The sequence below is a fragment of the Microcoleus sp. ARI1-B5 genome, assembly GCF_036705795.1.
Taxonomy (GTDB): Bacteria; Cyanobacteriota; Cyanobacteriia; order Cyanobacteriales; family Microcoleaceae; genus Microcoleus.
Genome location: NZ_JAUBVK010000034.1, coordinates 59,828 through 80,184 on the forward strand (window position 1 = coordinate 59,828; position 20,357 = coordinate 80,184).

General features: G+C 44.7%; 16 protein-coding genes and 1 riboswitch. Of the genes, 3 read left to right on the plus strand and 13 right to left on the minus strand.

Annotated elements, in window-relative coordinates; genetic code table 11:
* Positions 1-5 precede the first annotated feature (5 nt).
* Positions 6-102, minus strand: a riboswitch (TPP riboswitch).
* 124 nt (positions 103-226) lie between these two features.
* Positions 227-1,363, plus strand: a complete 1,137-nt coding sequence (locus tag QUB63_RS30170; protein WP_332949052.1) for a DUF262 domain-containing protein — start codon at positions 227-229, stop codon at positions 1,361-1,363.
* Positions 1,364-1,484: 121 nt separating this feature from the next.
* Here the strand turns inward: QUB63_RS30170 and QUB63_RS30175 are convergent, their stop codons facing one another.
* The 6 genes from QUB63_RS30175 to QUB63_RS30200 form a co-directional block, all read right to left on the minus strand.
* Positions 1,485-2,045 (minus strand): Uma2 family endonuclease, encoded by a 561-nt coding sequence (locus QUB63_RS30175; protein WP_332949053.1) that lies wholly within the window; start codon positions 2,043-2,045, stop codon positions 1,485-1,487.
* A gap of 61 nt (positions 2,046-2,106) precedes the next feature.
* Positions 2,107-2,685: a Uma2 family endonuclease gene (locus QUB63_RS30180; protein WP_332949054.1), complete on the minus strand. Its 579-nt coding sequence runs from the start codon at positions 2,683-2,685 to the stop codon at positions 2,107-2,109.
* Between the two features lie 44 nt (positions 2,686-2,729).
* Entirely contained in the window at positions 2,730-3,290 is a 561-nt protein-coding gene (locus QUB63_RS30185; RefSeq protein ID WP_332949055.1) for a Uma2 family endonuclease, read from the minus strand.
* A 103-nt stretch (positions 3,291-3,393) separates the two neighbouring features.
* Positions 3,394-3,954, minus strand: a complete 561-nt coding sequence (locus tag QUB63_RS30190) for a Uma2 family endonuclease (protein ID WP_332949056.1) — start codon at positions 3,952-3,954, stop codon at positions 3,394-3,396.
* Positions 3,955-4,159: 205 nt separating this feature from the next.
* Positions 4,160-6,241: a tetratricopeptide repeat protein gene (locus QUB63_RS30195; RefSeq protein WP_332949057.1), complete on the minus strand. Its 2,082-nt coding sequence runs from the start codon at positions 6,239-6,241 to the stop codon at positions 4,160-4,162.
* A gap of 422 nt (positions 6,242-6,663) precedes the next feature.
* Positions 6,664-7,536 carry a 6-carboxytetrahydropterin synthase gene (locus QUB63_RS30200; RefSeq protein WP_332949058.1) on the minus strand — a complete coding sequence of 291 codons (873 nt, stop codon included), beginning with the start codon at positions 7,534-7,536 and terminating at the stop codon, positions 6,664-6,666.
* A 102-nt stretch (positions 7,537-7,638) separates the two neighbouring features.
* Here QUB63_RS30200 and QUB63_RS30205 point away from each other — a divergent pair, with 102 nt between their 5' ends.
* Both QUB63_RS30205 and QUB63_RS30210 read left to right on the plus strand, forming a co-directional pair.
* Positions 7,639-7,875, plus strand: coding sequence for a hypothetical protein (locus QUB63_RS30205; protein ID WP_332949059.1), 237 nt, complete (start codon positions 7,639-7,641; stop codon positions 7,873-7,875).
* Positions 7,876-8,039: 164 nt separating this feature from the next.
* Positions 8,040-9,539, plus strand: coding sequence for a cyclic nucleotide-binding domain-containing protein (locus QUB63_RS30210; protein ID WP_332949060.1), 1,500 nt, complete (start codon positions 8,040-8,042; stop codon positions 9,537-9,539).
* Between the two features lie 190 nt (positions 9,540-9,729).
* Here QUB63_RS30210 and QUB63_RS30215 read toward each other — a convergent pair whose 3' ends face one another.
* The 7 genes from QUB63_RS30215 to QUB63_RS30245 all read right to left on the minus strand — a co-directional run bounded on the left by QUB63_RS30215 (position 9,730) and on the right by QUB63_RS30245 (position 20,231).
* Complete coding sequence (locus tag QUB63_RS30215; RefSeq protein WP_332949061.1) at positions 9,730-10,410, minus strand: J domain-containing protein; 681 nt, start codon at positions 10,408-10,410, stop codon at positions 9,730-9,732.
* Positions 10,411-10,760: 350 nt separating this feature from the next.
* Complete coding sequence (gene cysK / locus QUB63_RS30220; RefSeq protein WP_332949062.1) at positions 10,761-11,723, minus strand: cysteine synthase A; 963 nt, start codon at positions 11,721-11,723, stop codon at positions 10,761-10,763.
* Between the two features lie 57 nt (positions 11,724-11,780).
* Entirely contained in the window at positions 11,781-12,221 is a 441-nt protein-coding gene (locus QUB63_RS30225; protein ID WP_332949063.1) for an RrF2 family transcriptional regulator, read from the minus strand.
* 274 nt (positions 12,222-12,495) lie between these two features.
* The gene (locus QUB63_RS30230; RefSeq protein ID WP_332949064.1) at positions 12,496-13,818 is read right to left on the minus strand and encodes a leucine-rich repeat domain-containing protein; all 1,323 of its coding nucleotides are present in this window, start codon (positions 13,816-13,818) and stop codon (positions 12,496-12,498) included.
* Between the two features lie 93 nt (positions 13,819-13,911).
* Complete coding sequence (locus tag QUB63_RS30235; protein WP_332949065.1) at positions 13,912-15,213, minus strand: leucine-rich repeat domain-containing protein; 1,302 nt, start codon at positions 15,211-15,213, stop codon at positions 13,912-13,914.
* 69 nt (positions 15,214-15,282) lie between these two features.
* A complete protein-coding gene (locus QUB63_RS30240; protein WP_332949066.1) occupies positions 15,283-17,169 on the minus strand; it encodes a peptidoglycan-binding protein in 1,887 nt (628 codons plus the stop codon).
* Positions 17,166-20,231, minus strand: a complete 3,066-nt coding sequence (locus QUB63_RS30245; RefSeq protein ID WP_332949067.1) for an Ig-like domain-containing protein — start codon at positions 20,229-20,231, stop codon at positions 17,166-17,168. Before QUB63_RS30245 ends, QUB63_RS30240 begins: the two co-directional genes overlap by 4 nt.
* Positions 20,232-20,357 lie beyond the last annotated feature (126 nt).

Here is a 20,357-nt window from a genome sequence, read left to right on the forward strand (position 1 = left end):
CTTATGTCCTTGATAAACAGCTTCCCTCCGCTGGTATTACCCAGACTCAGGTTCTAAGGGTTTTTTCTCAGCCCGGATATTCGGGCACCCCTAGCTAAGCTGTTGATTGTATCACCGATTTCGGCGCGCGACCGCAGCAAGTAAGGAAATCTTAATATTGAGAGATAGATGAGGTTCGCGATCGCTATATAATATCTAATAACTCAGGCAGAAAGGAGGCTACAAGATGAGTACATTTGAGTCAAACAGCGAGACATCTCCCCCAAAGCATCTAGCGGATGAGGAACAGGAAAACGATATTCAGGATAGCGGGGAAGATGATAGCGGGGAAGATGAGGAGGACATTATTCCCTCCAAATTCTCCATAGCAGTTGATCGAAGAGATTTTGATGTAGAGGGTCTAGTTAGACGCCTGGAAAGCGAAGACGTATTTATTCCAGACTTCCAGCGTGCTTATGTCTGGAAACCAAAACAAGCATCGCGTTTTATAGAATCACTCTTGCTTGGTCTTCCAGTTCCCGGCATCTTTCTAGCAAGAGAGCGAGATACAAAAAAACTGCTTGTGATTGATGGTCAGCAAAGATTACGTAGCCTTTTATATTTCTACCAAGGCAAGTTTCCTAACAGTCGGCACTCGTTTGCTCTGAAAGGGGTTCATACAGAATTTGAGAGAGAGACATATAAATCACTGAAAGACGCATATCGACGCCAATTAAATGACTCGGTTGTATCCGCTACAATTGTCGAGCCACTTGATCGAGGCGACGACAGTAGTATTTACTATATCTTTGAAAGGCTAAATACCGGAGGTACTATCCTTAAACCGCAGGAAATTCGTGCTTGCATATATCACGGCGAACTCAATAATTTGCTAGGGCAACTCAATCAAAACCCAGCGTGGCGTGACATATTTGGTCTCCCAGATAAAAACAGGAAAGATCAAGAACTTATTTTGCGATTCCTGGCTTTTTACTTCGAGGGCAACGATTATAAGCCTTCTCTAAAAGAATTTCTCAATCAATACATGAGGCAAAACAGACACCTGACCCGCCAATCAAAAGAACAAATAATAAAGGCATTTATCCCAACGATTGAATTGCTCCATAAATGTCTGGGCAATAAAGCTTTCAAGCCTCAAAAAATATTGATTCCTACTTACTTTGAAGCTGTAATGCTGGTTACAGCCCGTAGGTTAGAACAAGGCCATATAAATAATTTGGAACAACTGGAAGAACGCTATAAATCACTTATAGAAGATGATGGTTTTAGTGGAGTAGCTCAAAAAATACGCAATCTTACTAGCGAAGATAATGTCAGGAAGAGGTTAGAAATTGTGTTTAATTATTTCGCCGATTTGGAATAGCAAGTTTTAGAGGAAAGAAGCGTTAATTATAATTGATGCTTCTTGTTTAGATGTTTAAGGCAATCTTTTTATACACACATAACTATTCTCCTTTTTTAGCAGTTAGTTTAAGCTTACTATTTTAACCCAAGATTAAATCAACACTCACTCCCAACTCAGGAAAAGCCAGCGGCGAAACTTGTTGTCCGCGCTCAAACCTTTGCATTGAACTATAGCCATTGACCGTCGGCTCGCGGTAAACTTCTAAACAGTTTGCTTCAAGATCCCACAGCCATACTTCCTGAATGCCAGAACGTGCATAATTCGGTACTTTCACGTTGCGATCGAAATCTACAGTGCTATCTGAAACCTCTACTAATAGCAATACTTCATCCGGCATTGGATGCGCCTCGGCGTAGTAATCAGCACGAAATTGCAGCAATACTACATCCGGCTGAGGCTCTGTTCTTTCTGTTAGCTGAATTGGATCTTGAACACCCAAAATAGCAAGTTCTTCTGGAATTGCGCTCAACCGCCGGACTAAGCGCTTTACGCAACTTGCATGACGGGTTCCAATTGCTGCCATGACGATAATTTCTCCTTCGATCAATTCAACTCTATCATCTTCACCAAAAACACCAGCATCAGCCATCAGGTGATATTCTTGGACTGTAAATAGCCGTCTTTGCATTTGAACAGACATAACTATTCTCCTTTTTCTACAGTTGTTATAATTTTACCATGTTCGTCTGTAATATTCAATCTTATCCTGTGCGATCGCCCTCACCCAAAATTAAATCAATACTCACTGCAAATTCGGGAAAAGCTAACGGCGAAACCAATTGTCCCCGCTCAAACCTTTGCATTGAAATGTAGCCATTTGCCGTCGGATTGCGGTAAACTTCTAAACAGTTCACCTCAATATCCCACAGCCATACTTCCTGAATGCCCGATCGCGCATAGTTGGGTACTTTCACATCGCGGTCATAATTAACCGTACTATCTGCTACCTCTACCAACAGCAAAATATCCTCGCTATTTGGCAAGGATTCTTCATAAAAATCAGCGCGGGGTTGGACTAAAGCAATATCAGGTTGCGGTTCTGAGTTATCATTAAGGCAAATAGGATTTTGCACTCTAAAAATAACTAGGGACTCTGGAATGCGGCTGAACATTCGCGCAAGGCGATCGACACGGGCGGCGTGGCGCCTACCAATTGCTGCCATTTGGATAATTTCTCCTTCTATAAGTTCCACTCGTTCGCGATCGCTAAAAACACCAGCCTCACTCATCAGGTGATATTCTTGCACTGTAAATAGCCGTCTTTGCATCTGAACAGACATAACTATTCTCCTTTTTTAGCAGTTAGTTTAAGCTTACTATTTTTTTAACCCAAGATTAAATCAACACTCACTGTCAACTCAGGAAAAGCCAGCGGCGAAACTTGTTGTCCGCGCTCAAAGTTTTGTATTAAACTATAGCCATTTGCGGTGGGATTGCGGTAAACTTCTAAACAGTTTGCTTCAAGATCCCACAACCATACTTCCTGAATGCCCGATCGCGCATAGTTAGGAATTTTCACGTTGCGATCGAAATCAACAGTGCTATCTGAAACCTCTACCAAAAGCAACACCTCTGAGGGTATTGGATGCGCCTCGGCGTAGTAGTCAGAACGAGGTTGAAGCAAGACAACATCCGGTTGAGGTTCAGTCCTTTCTGATAACTGAATTGGGTTCTGAACGTCTAAAATAGCAATTTCTTCGGGAATTTGGCGAAACTGTCCGATCAGTCGCCGTACACAAGTTGCATGACGAGTCCCTATTGATGCCATTTCGATAATTTCTCCTTCGATCAATTCAACTCTGTCATCTTCACCAAAAACACCAGCCTCACTCATCAGGTGATATTCTTGCACTGTAAATAGTCGTCTTTTTATTTGAACAGACATAACTATTCTCCTTTGTAAACAGTTGATCTAAGTTTACCATGTTCGTCTTTAGTATTCAATATTGTCCTGTACGCGCGGCGTCGCTATCCCGTAGGAAATTATCCTAACCCAAGATTAAATCAATACTCACTACAAACTCAGGAAAAGCCAGTGGTGAAACTTGTTGGTCGCGTTCAAACCTTTGCATTGAAATGTAGCCCTTTGCCGTCGGCTGGCGGTAAACTTCTAAACAGTTTGCTTCAATATCCCACAGCCATACTTCCTGAATGCCCGATCGCGCATAATTCGGTACTTTCACATCGCGGTCATAATTAACGGTACTATCTGCTACCTCTACCAACAGCAAAACATCCCCGCTATTTGGCAGAGATTCTTCATAAAAATCAGCGCGACGCTGTACTAAAGCAATATCAGGTTGAGGCTCCGAGCGATCGCTAAGACTAATAGGATTTTGTACCCGGATAATAGCATTTGTTCGCACCCGATCGCCAAAAAACTCTGCAAGGCGATCGACACGGGCGGCGTGGCGCCTACCAATTGCTGCCATTTGGATAATTTCTCCTTCGATAAGTTCCACTCGTTCGCGATCGCTAAAAACACCAGCCTCACTCATTAGGTGATATTCTTGGACTGTAAATAGCCGTCTTTGCATTTGAACAGACATAACTATTCTCCTTTTTTAGCATTTGGCATAAGTTTACCATTTTTGCCAATAATATTCCAATACAGCTCAGTTACCCTGGATCTTATGCCTCAATACGGTTAACTTAAGAGATGATAACAGGGAAAACTCATGAAAAATAGACACTCTTGTTTGCTTCGTTCCTCGCAATGACCATTTTAAGTGAACCGTATTGTCTTATTCCTAACTAAATCTCCGAAGATTCATCGGATTGTGGCTGGTTTTGAGTATCTTTTTCGCCTGCGGCAAATCCTTCTGTATCCTGTTTGAATTCAGAGGCAATTGTGCCTCGATCGCGCCAAGCTTCGGCATTTTCTGGCTTGATCGCAATGGCTCGATCGTAAGCTGCCATTGCTTCCTCATAGCGCTTTAATTCTGACAAAGCTGTGCCGATGTGGTGCCAAGAATCGTAGGAGTCTGGCTTAATCGCGATCGCCTTTTCGTAAGCTGCGATCGCCTCTTCATTGCGCTGCAATTTTGCCAACGATTCGCCTTTGCCAAACCAAGCTTCGTAACACTCGGAATTAAGGGTAATTGCTGATTCGTAAGATGCAATTGCTGCTTCGTGCTGCGAGAGTTTGTCGAAAGCCGCGCCTCGGTTGTGCCACAATTCAAAATCCTGCGGTTTAATGGCAATTGCTTTGTCGTAAGATGCGATCGCATCTTGATAGCGCTGCATTTTTCCCAGCACGGCGCCTCTATTGTACCAAACTTCGTATTTGTCGGCCCGGATGCCCAAAGCTCGATCGTAAGAATCAACCGCATCGCTGTAGCGGAGCAATCTCCACAGCATATTACCTCGGTTGTACCAAGTCTCGTATCTCTTGGGATTGAGTTCGAGAGCGCGATCGTAAGAATCGACTGCTGCTGCGTGCTGCTGTACTTTACCCAGCATCGCACCTCGGTTGTGCCATATTTCGCTGTCGGTTGTTTTGATGGCTAGGGCGCGATCGTAACTGGCGATCGCCTCTTCGTAATGCTGCAATTTACCCAACAAAGCTGCTATGCTGTGCCAACAACCGTATTTTCTCGGCTCGCTCGAACTTGCTCGCTCGTAACAGGCGATCGCCTCTTCGCACCTCTGCAATTTTCCCAGCAAATTCGCTTTATTGTACAACGCTTCGTAGTGCTCCGGTTTAATTAATATTGCTTGGTCGTAACAGGCGAGTGCTTCTTCATGGCGCTGCAATCTTATTAACACATTTCCGCGCCAATACCAAGCCTCAGCCAAATTATTCTTCGCTAAAATAGCTTTTTCGAGGCAGACTAATGCCTCATCATAATTGCCTTGAAAATAAAGCTTTTCGGCTTGCTCGATCTCATCGTCCGCCATCAAATTTTCTCCGTCACTAGCAGGTGCAGTTGCAGAAGTTTGTGCATTGTTTAACTGCGGCCCAGGTGCGAGTTTGACAGCTTCTTTGGCAACAATTGCCGGAACCTGGGAAATTTCTTGCACAATTTGAGATTTTTTCTCGTCAACTTCTGTCACCAACACTTGCAGGCGCATGATAAATTGAGATTTGAGAGTCTCAATTTGCTCGACGGAAGATTTGGAAAGTTCAGTTTCTTTAGTTAAAAAATCAAGTGATTGTTTAGCTGCACTCATTTGTGCTTCTAATTCATCCCTCATTTTTTGAGTCAGTTGGCGAGAATTGAGCAGCTCTGATTCCAGCACGCCAATGCCCTGCAATCTTTGATTGGCATCCCTCACCAACTGTTTGACTACCAGCCGCCGGAACATCCAAAAAAAGGCAATTGTCATCGGTGGAAAGACAGTACCGAGAATTAGCAAAATATTCAGCAGAGTTATGGTATTATTAAAACCATATCCAGATTCTTCACTGCCTGTACGCAGAGAGATAACATCAAAAGCGTCGCGAACTTGGGGACTGCTTTTAACTCCTGTTTCGATTAATTTAGCCAGCCAGGTTTCTTGTAAAGATTTTGTGAGTTCATCGGTGGCTCTAGCAGGAGGATTCGCCTTGGTTTTCACAGCAGGAGATAACTCTGGGCCGGCCGCCGCTACGAGCAAACCAGTCTGGGATTTTACCGCAATTCGCGGGGAAAATTGTTCGTCGGCGATCGTCTCGGGCGCGCTCATTGACTCCGCCGGACGGGATACGGTATTATTTATGGCATCAACAAAGTTGCTGGCCTGCGGTGTCTCACCAGAGACGGGAGGTGCAGCCGGAGCGGCATTAGTTTTAGCAGTTACATTCTGGGATGCGAGGGCGGCCAGAGTCAAGAGAGCTACATTTGAGACTCGCATAAACGTCAACTCACCTAGGAGAAATTAGTGTTGTTTGTCAGCGATCGGGCGATCGACCTCATACTCTCAGCAGTGACAATAGCTTTGATGAGGAATGCTGGCTTACTATCTCCAAAATACAGGCTGCGTCTGACTTGTCAGGAAAAGTGCCAATAATTCTGGCTGCTGAACTTTTGTCAAAGAATATATTCTCGCCCCTAATCCGGTGAAATAACCCTCACCCTCATACGATTTTAGATTTTAGATTTTAGATTAAAGACTTGAAGAATTGGGAATTATCTATAGTATCAGCGCCTGGAACACGGGCCTACCGTTGCATTTTTTTTGGGAACTGGTATCAGCCTTGTAGGGGCGGCTTCACCAATCTGCAAAATTAGCCCAAAATCCGGGTGAACCCGCCCCAACCGACCCGATTTGTAGCTCTAAACCCCAGCTAAAACCGCTGACGGTTGCTGACGCCCTGCCGCCGCTGCATCCAAATCTGCACCGTAAATTTCGCAGCTATTATTCGGACTTTCAATCAGCTTAATCTTGTGCAACTCTGCGCCCAATTCCCGAACGGGCGATCGCAACAATTGCCCGATCCGAACCGCAATATTTTCCGCCGTCGGCACAACATTTTCAAAATAGGCAATATCCTTATTTAAAAAAGTGTGATCGAAGGGTTCAACAACATAATCATCAACGGCTTTTTGCAAAGCTCCCAAATCAGCAATCATGCCAGTTCGCGCATCAATTTCCCCTTTAACAGTCACCTCTAAATGATAGTTGTGACCGTGACCGTTAGGACGAGCACACTTGCCGTAAATTTCCGAGTTTTCTTCAAAACTCAAATCGGGACGAGCCAACCGATGGGCGGCGCTAAAATGAGTGGACAGAGTTAGATAAGCTTCCATGCCGTTTCCTAAATATTCAGCCCAAAGTTCCGGGTGTTCAAACAATTGAATTTTGCTCACAGGCAAATGAGGAGCTAGCCGCAGCCAAATTTGCCGTGCTATGTTTTCGGTAGTTGGCAGAGTCTGCTCAAATTCCGGCCACGCTTCGTTAAGGTAGGAAAAATCGAGATCCTTGGTAACTTCCCGCTTGATGACGTGTTTGACATCAGACAGGTTGAGCACCATGCCGTACTCGTCGAGTTCTCCTATCATGGAAACGTAAAGAACGTAATTGTGTCCGTGTCCCGGTGCGCGGGCAGTTGGGCCAAACCGCTCAAAGTTCTCGGCTTCGCTCAACTCCGGCAGCCAGTACCGGTGACTCGCCGAAAACTGTGCCCGACGATTGATGATGCACTGCATAAAAGTCAAGTAGGGTAAGCTTGTTAAGTTCTGTAAAGGACTTACTTCTTAAGGATAAACCAATTTTTGCTGGAATTTTTGGATAATTTGAGGGTGCACTAGATGAATTTCTACCAATTTTTTAGATATTGGCAACAGGTCGCCGCGAGAGCCGCCGGGCCTATTTTAGGCTACAACACAGATATCCGGCAGAAAATACCGCTACAAAACAGTTTCTCGCCATCAGTTGCTAAGCCAGCAGTTATCCCATTTTCGATTTTAGATTTTCGGTTGGCGATGGGGGATAACTTATCCCATAAGGGTTTGCAGCTTACAAGCGAGTTGCATTATTTTTGGTAACTGGTGTTGCCAGTCTGTGAGAAAGTGCGACCTTTTTGCAACACAGGGCACTCCACAGTTCGTGTTTTTCGTCTAAAGTCTGCAACAGTTAGCAGTTGGCGGTTCAGTTGCAACCAAAACTAATCACCCATCACCCATCACCAATTACCAATTACCAAATATTAATGAATTGGATTACTGAATCAGCCGATCGCTTTTTTGAAAATTTGTATGGGGCGATCGCCACCCCGCTATTTTATGTCGGGGACACTCATCTGTCCATCAGCGCGATCGTCAAACTAATAATCTTAGCTATATTTGCCTTCGTTATAGCTCGTCTCATCAGCGAAGGAATCAAACGCAGCCTGCTAGTTCGCATGGGATTGGATCGCGGCAGTCGAGAAGCAATTTCCACCATCATCAGCTATATTTTAGCAACACTTGGCTGTATATTCGTCATGCAAGGTGCGGGGATAAACCTCACTTCTCTCACCGTCTTAGCTGGCGTCGTCGGCATTGGTTTCGGCTTCGGCTTGCAAAATCTCGCCAGCAACTTTATCAGCGGTCTCACCCTGCTATTCGAGCAGCAAATTAGAGTCGGAGATTTTATTGAAATAGACCATTTATTAGGAACCGTAGAAAATATTTCCATCCGCTCCACAATTATTAAAACCATTGACGGACTGTTTGTAATCATACCAAATATTAAGTTTGTCGAAACTAACATTATTAACTGGAGTTATAGAGACCCCAGATGTCGCCTCCACATCCCCGTCGGCGTTGCTTACGGCTCTGACCCAGTAATAGTTACCGAAGCGCTGTTAATTGCGGCGCGGATGGAATCGAATGTCTTGTCCCATCCTTCTCCTAAAGTATGGTTTCGCGGTTTTGGAGACAACGCTTTAAATTTTGAACTTTTAGTGTGGATTGACCAACCGCAGGAAAGCGATGCCATTAAAAGTGCGGTCAATTTTTTAATAGATTACGAATTGCGCCACCGAAATATCGAAATTCCATTTCCCCAGCGGGATTTGTGGCTGCGAAACCCGCAAGAGTTAACTAAACATTTTCACAATCACAAAGACGATAATTCCAACGGCAATTTTTTTCCGCAAAATGCCCAACATTCAGCAGAACTAAAATCTAATTCCACCGTTTCCGAGCATAAAAAGCCCGCGCCTAAATCGCCGAATAATTGGACGCTGCGAGATTTGTTGCGGCGAGTAACTTATTTTGAACAGTGTACGGATTTAGAACTGCGACAGTTAATTGAATACGGCTACCGACAACTGTTTCCAGCGGGACAGGTTGTCTGTAAAGAAGATGACCCGGGCGATTCTTTTTATATTATCCTTTCGGGTGCTGTAGAAGTTCTTTCTCAAAAAGCGGATCAGTATATTGCGACGCTTCACGAGGGCGAGTTTTTTGGGGAAATATCTTTGCTGCTGGGAACTCCGAGAACGGCGACTGTTAAAACTAGCGAAGATGCAATTTTGTTTGTGGTGGAACGCCACGACTTGCAAAAACTTTTAACAGAACAGCCGAATTTAGCAGATCAGATTGCTCAAAAATTGTCAGAACGCCAGCAAGCTTTGAGAGATTTGGGATTGTTGGATGATGACTCTCTGGAACAAACTCCTTTTATTAAAATTCGGAAGCGAATTCAAGTTCTTTTTGGAATTTGACATTAAATAGTCAGTAGTCAGTAGTCAGTAGTCATCAGTCATCAGTCATTAGTCATTAGTGGTTTCAGAAACCGGGTTTCTTCCTAGATCGATCGCGACCAAACACAAAACTCGAAGAAACCCGGTTTCTCTCCCCCTCTCCCACTCTCCCATTCTCCCCCTCTCCCCCTCTCCTCCTCTCCTTCACTAACTAACTTCTAATTTTCAATTCCTCCTGTGCTTCCCGCCGCAGTCTAGCAGCAATTCTAAACAGTTCTTGACCTGTGTGCAAATGGCGATCGTCATAATTGAGGGTAAATAAATGCAATTCTTCTATGCCATCTCCCACTTGATTGATGCAGTAGTAAAGATGGGCCGCAACTCCGGCTACATTAGATGGATTGGGCATCGATCTCAGAAAGTTCTGAGCTTTTGAAAGAAAGTCGCGGCTGGTTTCGATATAAGCTTGAAACTTTTCTATCAGTTCGTCATCGAACGGATCTGCTGACAATTCGTTTATTTCCTTTTTCAGCGGCTTCAAGATGCTGTTTAGCATTCGATTGACTGGTTTGTATACTTTAATCAGCCACTGTTCCATTTGTTCGTCGGCGTCCCGCGCTGCTTGTTGTCGCTGGCGGCTGACGTTTGGTGCGTAGGGTGATTGCTCTTCGCTGGGCTGGGAGATTTGGCGATCGTAAGATTGTCTCTGCTGGGCGTCTCCTAATATTTCATAGGCTGCATTCAGGCGGACAATCTCTTCGTGGCCGGCTGTCGAACTCTGGCTGTCTGGATGAAATAATTTGACTAAACGGCGGTATGCTTGTTTAATCTCGGCTTGTGTTGCGGTTGGGCTAATCTTTAGGGTTTTGTAGTGATTGGTAACGGAAGCCACGCTGTTATTTCCTTGAAATCTAGATAATCTGCAAAAAAGTGCTTGACAAAAATATCATTGTTTGCTAATATATTAGGTATTTACCTGATATAAATGCCAAAAAATGTAAGTGAAAAACCTAAGTTTTCAAATTACCATAAATCTATTTTATAAAAATATTGATGCTTTTAAAGTTTGTAGTGAGGACTTCAGTCCTCTCTGTGGAAAGTTGAGTTAAGAAAAACTTGCATTCCTGACTACCAACAACTGTTAAGAAGGACTTGCATTCGGAACGATCGAACAACAAAGCCGAGCAGGGCGTACACTGTACGCCCTGCTCTCAGTTTCTGCGACTTTGCCAGGAGGCTAGTCTAGTTGAGGGCCATCGCCAGATTGAGTTCTGGATCTTGGAACAAGGGAGTGCTGAGATAGCGTTCGCCGAAGCTAGGCTGAATCATCACAATCAATTTGCCTGCATTTTCGGGACGCTTGCCGACTTTCAATGCAGCACACAGTGCCGCACCGCTGGAAATACCGGACAAAAGTCCTTCTTCTCGGGCCAAGCGGCGCCCGTAGGCGATCGCCTCGTCATCAGCAACAACTATCACCTCGTCGATCGCATTTACATTCAGCACCGGCGGCACAAAACCAGCACCGATACCTTGAATTTTGTGCGGCCCGGGCTTTCCGCCCGACAGTACCTGACTGTTTGCCGGCTCAACGGCGATCGCCTTAAACTCCGGTTTCCGGGACTTAATCACCTCTGCAACACCCGTAATCGTACCGCCAGTGCCGACTCCCGAAATCAGGAAATCCACCTCGCCGTCGGTATCTGCCCAAATTTCCTCAGCCGTTGTCGAACGGTGAACCTCCGGGTTAGCTGGATTCCGAAACTGTTGCAACATATAGGCGTTCGGAGTTTTGTCTACAATCTCTTGAGCGCGGCGGATGCAGCCGCTCATGCCTTCAATGCCAGGAGTCAGTTCTAGTTGGGCTCCGTAAGCTCGCAGCATCGATCGGCGTTCCGTGCTCATCGTATCCGGCATTGTCAAAATCAATTGGTAGCCCTTTGCCGCCGCCACCATGGCCAGAGCAATTCCGGTATTGCCAGATGTCGGTTCTACTAAAACCGTTTTGCCTGGAGTAATCAGCCCTTCCGCCTCGGCTTGATTGACCATATTGACACCAATCCGGTCTTTTACCGATGCTGCCGGATTCATGCCTTCGAGTTTGACCACAATCCGAGCCAAGCAGCCTTCGGCTTGGGGAATGCGGTTGAGTTGCACTAGGGGTGTGTGCCCCACCAATTCTGTAATGTCGCCAGCAATGCGCATAATCTTTGTCAGTTGGTTGTTGAAAGTAAATGTTAATTCCTAGTTGCCAATATTAATCTAGATGTAATACATGATATCGAGCTGCCGTCTGCCATTGCGTTTTTCGCACAGATCCTGTAGCGTATATTTTTGCAACACCAAGTTGGCAGTCGATCGGGCTTCTTGCCAAACTTCCCAAATCACAGCACTTTCTACAGTTTGAGCAGGCGAGTCTTTTTCAGCTCGATCGAACTCAGAGCCTTCGAGGCAGTTGACAATTTCTAGCAGTGTAATTTTCCAGGGTTCTCTGGCTAAGATATAACCTCCCTTAGCTCCTCGCTGGCTGCGGATCAGCCCGCAGCGTCTCATAGTAGCCAGCAACTGTTCTAAATATCGATCGGGAATATTTTGCTGAGCCGCTATCTGGCGAATTTGCAGAGGCTCGCCTTCATCGTAGCAATCAGCCAGTTCCAGCAAAGCCAAGATTGCGTATTCGCTTTTACACGAGAGTTCTACCATAATTTCACTCTAAAATACCAGAATTATCAACCCCGAAGTCAGATTTTAGAATCATTCTCAATTTTGAGTTCCAAATTCTCACTCCTCACCTTTGATTATACCCCGGTTCTCCACTGGAGTTTACTGACTTTCATAAATTCTTGTAATTTGTGGCGCTGGGCGTCTGGCGGCGCTAGGCGCGGTTGCTATGTCAGATTAACATCCAGAGCTTTAATGCTGCCCCGCCCCGAGTCCGCGACGCAGGCATAATTATCCCAAGGAGTCCACCCTCTAATTATTCGTATCGACATCTAAAATCGTAACCAAAGGGGCAATTTTTATTAGTCAGCGGATTGCCTTCAAGGTAGACTTCCAAGAGATTAGTTAAAGATTTCAACATACTAATGTCAGTAATTCGATTGTTAGCGATGTCGAGCCTTCTTAAGCTAGTTAAAGATTTTAATGCGCTCGCGTCAGAGATTTTATTTTCGCTAAGGTAGAGTTCAGTCAGTTTAGTCAGAGATTTCAGCGGACTAATGTCGGAAATCTGATTATCAGCGAGGGAAAGTACCGTTAAGGTCGTCATAAATTTTAGCGGTCTAACATCGAAAATATGATTGTTCGTGAGATCGAGAGACGTTAAATTAATCCCAGATAACATACTAATATCAAATATTTTATTATGACCCAAATCGACTTCTTTTAACTTAGTCATAAATCTCAAGGAACTAATGTCTGATATTTGATTTTCAAAGATATACAGTGTAGTTAGGTTAGTCAGAAATTGCAGGGGACTAATGTCTGATATTTTATTTGTATAAATAAACAAGGTATTTAGATTAGTTAGAGATTGCAGGGGACTAATGTCTGATATTTTATTTTTATGCAAGTATAATTTTTTTAATTTATTGAGAAATTTTAAGGGATTAATATCAAAAATTTTGTTGGCATCTAGCGAGAGGTATGTTAGATGTGTTAAAGATTGTAAGGGATTAACATTCGAGACTTGATTATCGGTTAGGCTCAGTTTAGTCAAATTATTCAAATTATTCAAATTATTGAGAAATTTAATTTGATTGTATCTGAGATCCAATACAGTTAGCTTTGTTAAATCCTTCAAGGGTGCAATGTCTGAAATTTGATTGCCAAAAAGGGCTAACTCTGTTAAATTAGTCAGATGTTTTAACGGAGTGATATCAGAAATTGTATGATTCCTATCTAACTCAAGTACAGTAAGATTAGTCAGATAACTTAGCGGACTGATGTCAGAAATTTTATTAACACTAAGGGTTAACTTCCTCAATTTTTTAAAGGATGAAAATGGACTGATGTCAACCAGTTGAGAACCCTCGATGCTAAGTTCAGTGCGACTAGAAAGCTTCTTGTTAGCTTGGGCGCAGTCGGTTGTCTCAACCTCGCGCAACAACAGTTCAATAGTATGCCTAGTAGAGGGGGTGAGATTGGTTTTATTTACACACCAATCAGCAAAAGTGCGGTAACTGCTTGCTTGTACTTTTGGCTGTGTTTGTATCTGTTTAAAATGTATAATTGAATTGCATCCACTTACAATAATAATTAAAGCTACACAAAAGGTGAATGTGACTTTAAAATAATACATACATAGAAGTTTCTGTACTCTTTTCATTTGCTATCGCTCCTGTGATTTAAGTTTTTAATAAAAGTGAAATCGTTGTTACAATCGTTTGATTTATTAATATTCACACCTAGAAAAATGCAATGGGCACTTTTTATTGCTCAGCGGATTTCCTTCAAGGTATAGTTGCCGGACGTTAGTTAAAGGCTTCAACATACTAATGTCAGAAATTCGATTGTTAGCGAGGTCGAGCATTGTTAAGCTGGTTAAAGATTTTAATGCGCTCACGTCAGAGATTTGATTTTCGCTAAGGTAGAGTTGAGTCAGTTTAGTCAGAGATTTCAGCGGAGTAATGTCGGAAATCTGATTATCAGCAATGGAAAGTACCGTTAAGGTCGTCTGAAACTTTAACGAACTCACATCTTCAATTCGATTGTTAGTGAGTTGGAGATACGTTAAATTAATCCCATATAACATACTAATATCAAATATTTTATTATGACCCAAATCGACTTCAGTTAACTTGGTCATAAATCTCAACGAACTAATGTCTGATATTTGATTCTCGGAGATATACAGTGTAGTTAGGTTAGTCAGAAATTGCAGGGGACTAATGTCTGATATTTGATTTCTATTAATAAACAAGGTATTTAGATTAGTTAGATATTTCAGGGGACTAACATCAGAAAATTTATTTACCCCTAGCGAGAGGTATGTTAGATTTGTTAAAGATTTTAAGGGATTGACGTTCGAGATTTGATTATCGGTTAGCCTCAGTTTAGTCAAATTATTCAAATTATTCAAATTATTGAGAGATTTAATTTGATTAGAGCTGAGATCCAATACAGTTAGCTTGGTTAAATCCTTCAAGGGTGCAATGTCTGAAATTTGATTGCCAAAAAGGGCTAACTCTGTTAAATTAGTCAGATGTTTTAACGGAGTGATATCAGAAATTTTGTTGTTCCGGTATAAATTAAGAATAGTTAGATTGGTCAGTGAGCTGATCTGGCTAATATCAGAAATCTCATTAACACTGAGACTTAGATTTTTTAAGTTAGTTAAAGATGAAAGAGGACTGATGTCAGTTATTCCCTCGCCCTCAATGCTAAGTTCAGTGCGACTAGAAAGCTTCTTGTTAGCTTGGGCGCAGTCTGTTGTCTGAACCTTCCGCAACAACAGTTCAATAGTATGCCTAGTAGATGAACTCAAATTAGTCTTATTTACACACCAATTAGCAAAGGTACGATAAGTCGTTGTTTGTAGTGCTTGTCGCTGTGCTTGTGTCTGTTGTTGAAGAGGACTCAGTACACTGCATCCTATCAAAAAAAGAGTCAAAGATACACAAAAAGTGAGTGCAAGTTGAAAACGATAGCTATCGAGAAGTTGCTGTAATGTTTTCATCTGCTCATAAATTTTCATCAGTAGTTTTATTTGAGCGTCAGACGTATTTTCCCTCTCACTCAGAAGAGGGATGCTAGCAAGATACTATTAGCGTAGGCGCAAGAGATGATTTCCGGGACGCCCTGCACCCATATCTTTGGGGAAATTACCAGAAGTTCGATTGCTTTTGTAAACCGTAGTTTTTTGTCCATAGGAGGCTGGTACATCCTTTAAGTTATGCTCGTAAAGCCCATAGACTGACCATTTACTAATAACCTTTGTTACTGTATTCCCAGAAACGGCGGCCACAATTCCTGAGTGTTGAATTAGCCCTTTGTTGTCCCGATAAATTACCACATCACCCACAGATGGATTCTGCGCGACGGAATACCCATTGTCTTTGAGGATTTTTTCTACTTCACCATTATTAATCCATTCTGCCCCTGCTAAAAATGTAAAGCCGTGGCAATCATATTCGGTGGTGATATCAGAAAGTTTTTTCACCCTGTCAGACATCTTAACGCTTTCAAGAAAAGTTTTTTCGTTAAAACCACTAGACACGCGACGCGAAGATCCAGAAGATCCATATCCAACTGTTATCGTTTTTCCACTATCTGTGAGATATTGATGGGTTTTTACTTTCGCAGTGAATAGCGCCGTGAGTAGCAACGCATCCAAGAGCTGATTTCTCATGCGTAGTTCAGTAATAATTGACCAGAGGGTTTTGGAGTCTACCTTACCATCGCGCTTAAGACCGTGAGTGGATTGCCAGTCAACGATCTTTTTCACAGTGTCTGCTCCAAAAATTCCCGTCTGACCTGCACCTATTACCTGCTGAATCAACTTAATACCAGCCGCGCTGTAACCTCGAGCGTTATTGTAGCGAATGGCAGCAGGGGCAATATCAATTTTAGTAGCAACCAACCCCAAAGGATTACCACCGATCGCCATCACAGCCGGAATATTACCTTTTGGTATGATATTCGGATTAAACTTCTCAACAGCCCGCGTTGTCAAAGCGTAAGCAGGATTTTCAACAGTCTTAATAATTTCCTCCACATCAAAGACATATGCACTTCCACCACCACTGAGAGTAGGATAAGAACCAATCAGATACTTACCATCACTAGAAAGAGCCACATTATTAGTTAAAATCCCCGGCACCGGTTCAGTAGCCGCCACTAATTGCGGATTAGGCCCCAACGGATCTTTAATAATCCCAATATTCCCCCCCGCCAGCGGATTGGCATCAACTTCAGTGATTTTTTTACTGTTGCGACCCGCCACGAACGCATACTTTCCATCAGCCGTCACCGTTACAGCCACTCCCTCATTTACCTCAAAGACATTGTTATTATTAGTCAGCGTTAAATTCGTGTAGAGAGTTGTGGGAGCCAAATTCAGAGGGTCATCACTCACCGTCAGCACCCCAAAACCGCTTCCGTCTGTGTTCGGGTTGCCATTGGTAAAAACCATTTTGAGCTGGTCAGGAGTTGCAGCCAACCCCCAAGCCCCCGTAGGAGTCAAAACCTTTCCAATTTGCTCCCACCACTTCCGAGGATTAGAATTCGGAACCGTCGGCTGGTCTTCTGGGTCAATATTCACAGCGTAAATATAACCATCAGCCGCAGTAGCGAACAGCTTGCGCCCGTCACTGCTAATCGCAATCTGGCGCAGCCCTGACGTAGCATCAACTGAGATAGTCCGAACAACTTGGTTATAGCTAGCCGAGTCAGGATTGACATCCAGAACGTAGATGCTGCCCCGCCCCGAGTCCGCGATGTAAGCATAATTATCCCAAGGGTCAATAGATATCGCCCCTGGAGACGCACCACTCGGCAAATTAATATCATCAACAGCCGTAGTAGAAGCATCAGCATCCACCTCCCGTCGCGCCAGCAAATCCACCATCGCCACCCGCCCCGACCTCTCCAAAGGCACATAGGCGCGAGTCGCATTACTGGTGACAGCTAGCTGTCCCGGACGGTCTGTCACGCTTGGCATTCCCACCGACAAATCCTTGGGAGGCTGCTGTTGCGGGCCCGGCGGAGTCGTCCCTGAACTGAACTCAGAGTGTCAATTACCTGAATTTTGTCACCAGACCGCTGTGCGACCAGTATCAGGTCTGAAAATACAGGCTCTAACTGGAGGTCTTCAAAACTCGAACGCTTGACCACCTCAGAATCAAGAGGGCCAGGGCCAAAACGCTCTTTCTGCTGCCGCGACAGCACAATTTCCGACTCGCCCAGTGGTACGCTGATAGGAGCTTTGACCGCCACTTTATAGCGGTTCTCTCCCAGCGAACTGCTCATTTCTGGCACAACAGTGCCAAAATAACTTTTACCTCCCACCTTAAAGTCAATATTCAAATCCCCGAAACTCGCGCCCAGATTACCGTTAAGTCCATTGAGGAAATTGCTGCCTGTTAAGAATATCACAGGTTCGCTGTTGGAGAACTCCAGAGCTACCGACTCCAGCGACGGCGGTTCGAGGGGGGCTGCTAGCCCAGTGTCCGGCCCATTGAGAACTGCTGAGACTGTAGGAACTCCTTGTGTATTGAGTTGTACCTGAGCCGTAGTAACGACAGTTTCCCCAACTTTGGGAATTCCGATCATTTCCAGCGGCTTGTTTGAAGATTGCGCCAAGTAAGCTAATAGTGATGTTGTCGCCTCGAATTGATTCTCTGTGGCGGAGACTGCACCAACTCCACCAGTCTGTGCGCCTAAATAGCTATTCTCAAAGTTGAGGTTAGTCGAAAGGTTGATTAGTCCAGAATTAGCCTGTGTACCCGCTTTCACAATTGAACTAACTGATGGCATTCCTGCGGGCAATAATCCAATTGTATAAGTACCGCTTTGTGTCACGCCTGGAAAGGGTGGCGAAGTGGTGCGGATGTAGCCGTCTGCACCTACTACTCCTGATTCCTGTATCAGCCAAGTTTCGTTCCAGCTATCAGCAGCGTCCGGTAGCGACCCCTTCCGCATAAATAAAACTTCGGTGCCGATTGGTACGCCAACTGGGGCGGGAATTGCCAACTGGACGGGTATATTCAAGGGGGTGTTCCCCAAGTCCAAATTGAATCCGCCAGCAAACTCCATGCTGTCGGGGAATGGCAGTGGCAAGCCTTCGCTGCTAAGTGGCGTTATGTTAACCGTTGTATCCTTGGTTAAAGCACTAGGAGCTACCATTACTACTGAGCCGTCGCTGCCTTGCACGACTCCGCCATCAACTCCCAAAATAGCAGGGCCCATCAAAGGCGTTTTTACCCGTACTGGAACTACCTTTTCTGCTGCTCCGTCGATGACGGTGACGCTGGCAATTCCTTCACCGACAGCAGTAATTACGCCGTCTGAATTCACCTGCAATACATTGGGGTTGCTGACGAAGTAGCGAGTGCCGACAGAGCCAAATTTTAGGTCTGGAGAGTCAGTAAGACCTTCAATTCCCACCAGTAATGAACGCTTTACTCCTGTTGTTAAAGTTACCGCTTGCGGGTAAACATCCAAACCGTAAATCTCTGCCAGTAGCGCATTCCACTCGTCATCGTTGGCAGGAATTGGCATTTCGCCTACTCGCGCCGCAGTCACGGCTTGAATGTTGTTGTGAGAGGCGCTAAAAATTGAAGTTCCGTCAGCCAGCCCCGTCACTTTCCCGAAAGCGTCAATGGGTGCTACCCCTGGGTTTAACGATGTGTATGTCAAATAAGAAGCTGGCAGCACTACACCTTTTTGGTCGGCAAAGTCGCCCAAAACTGTCAGTTCTGTACTCTCTCCAGCATAAAGCTGGGGGCGACGCTGGGCGAAGTCCAAAGAAAGCAGCGGTGCACCGCTGACGTTAACCGTTACGAGCGCTGGTACTCCCCAGTTCAAGCCATCGCTGGCCGCCAATTCAAAGCTAGCGATGCCTGAGAATCCCGGCGCGGGTTTGAAGGTCGCCGTCTTAGTATTAGGATTGAACAGCACCGTACCGTTAACAGGATTGAGTGCGTTGTAGAAGATGGAGTCGCCTTCGGGGTCACTTGCCTTACCGACTAAGGGTATGATTGTCTCCAATTCTGCATGGGTGTTGGCCGAAAATGGCGATGCGACAGGCGGCCGGTTGGCAATGAAGCCGAAGTTGCTGTTGAGAAGAGTTTGGTCTGCTGAGTTAATGATTCCATCCCGGTTGAGGTCGAGGTCAATTGTATAACCGGGGTCAGTCACCTTACGCCCTAAAGCATTATCTAGCAGTTGCCTGTCAGTGGCATCAACTCGGCCGTCACCGTTGATATCGCCTGCTACGTTCAGTTGTAGAGAATACGCGCCACTGGTTGAACTTGATGCACCGCTCAAATTAATTAGGTTCAAGCCAGAACGCTTGATGGCAAATAGAGAATAGGTACTATTTGTATCGCTAGATGTGAGAATCGGTGTCAGCCCACCTACTTTTGGCAGTTCAGGGAGCAACTGACTGCCGTCTTTTGATTCGACTGAAACTCCCACAAGCACAGTGTCGTCCGCTGTGGAATTGAGTTCGGAACTAGCAATGCTAAAGGTGTACTGGTTCGCTTGGACTGCATCGTTATTACCTGATGCCTTTAGACCTGTAAATTTGTAAGCGCCACCTAAATCGGTAGGTACTTTATTATTGCTTCCAGGCGGATCTACGGGCAATATAATTGGGGGCGGCAGCGTATCAAAAGCCCCTTGAACATTAGGCCCTGCTGTTGGTGTTGGTGGAGAGTGCAAGCCCAAGGGGTCAAAGTCAATAATCGGCGGCAAGTCGCCATCGGGGGTGGGGGAAGTTGGGCAAGTACCCGCACCGCTATCTGCAAACAAATGTAAATTGCTCGCGTGATTAAATTTTTGGGCCCAGTCTGAAAAGTCAAAATTGAGCAGCGATAGAGAGTTGAGGAGTTGGTGCAGCGCGTCACGGTCATCCACACCACCAGGAACTAGGGCGCTGGGGGTGATAATTCGTTCGAGGATGAATGTCTTTCGCGGGCGACGAGTTTTTGGGGGAGAATTCTCAACCCCTTTATTCTTGCGAACAGATAAGCCTTTTGAATGCCAACCCATACACTGAAGCCCCCGCGCTTAGTAGTGACCTTGAAAACCCAGGCAGTTAATTAGACATCTCCCAAAACTCGCAAAGCTTATCTGGGAAAGGCTTTGCGAATTATAACTTCTCAAAAATCTCTACCT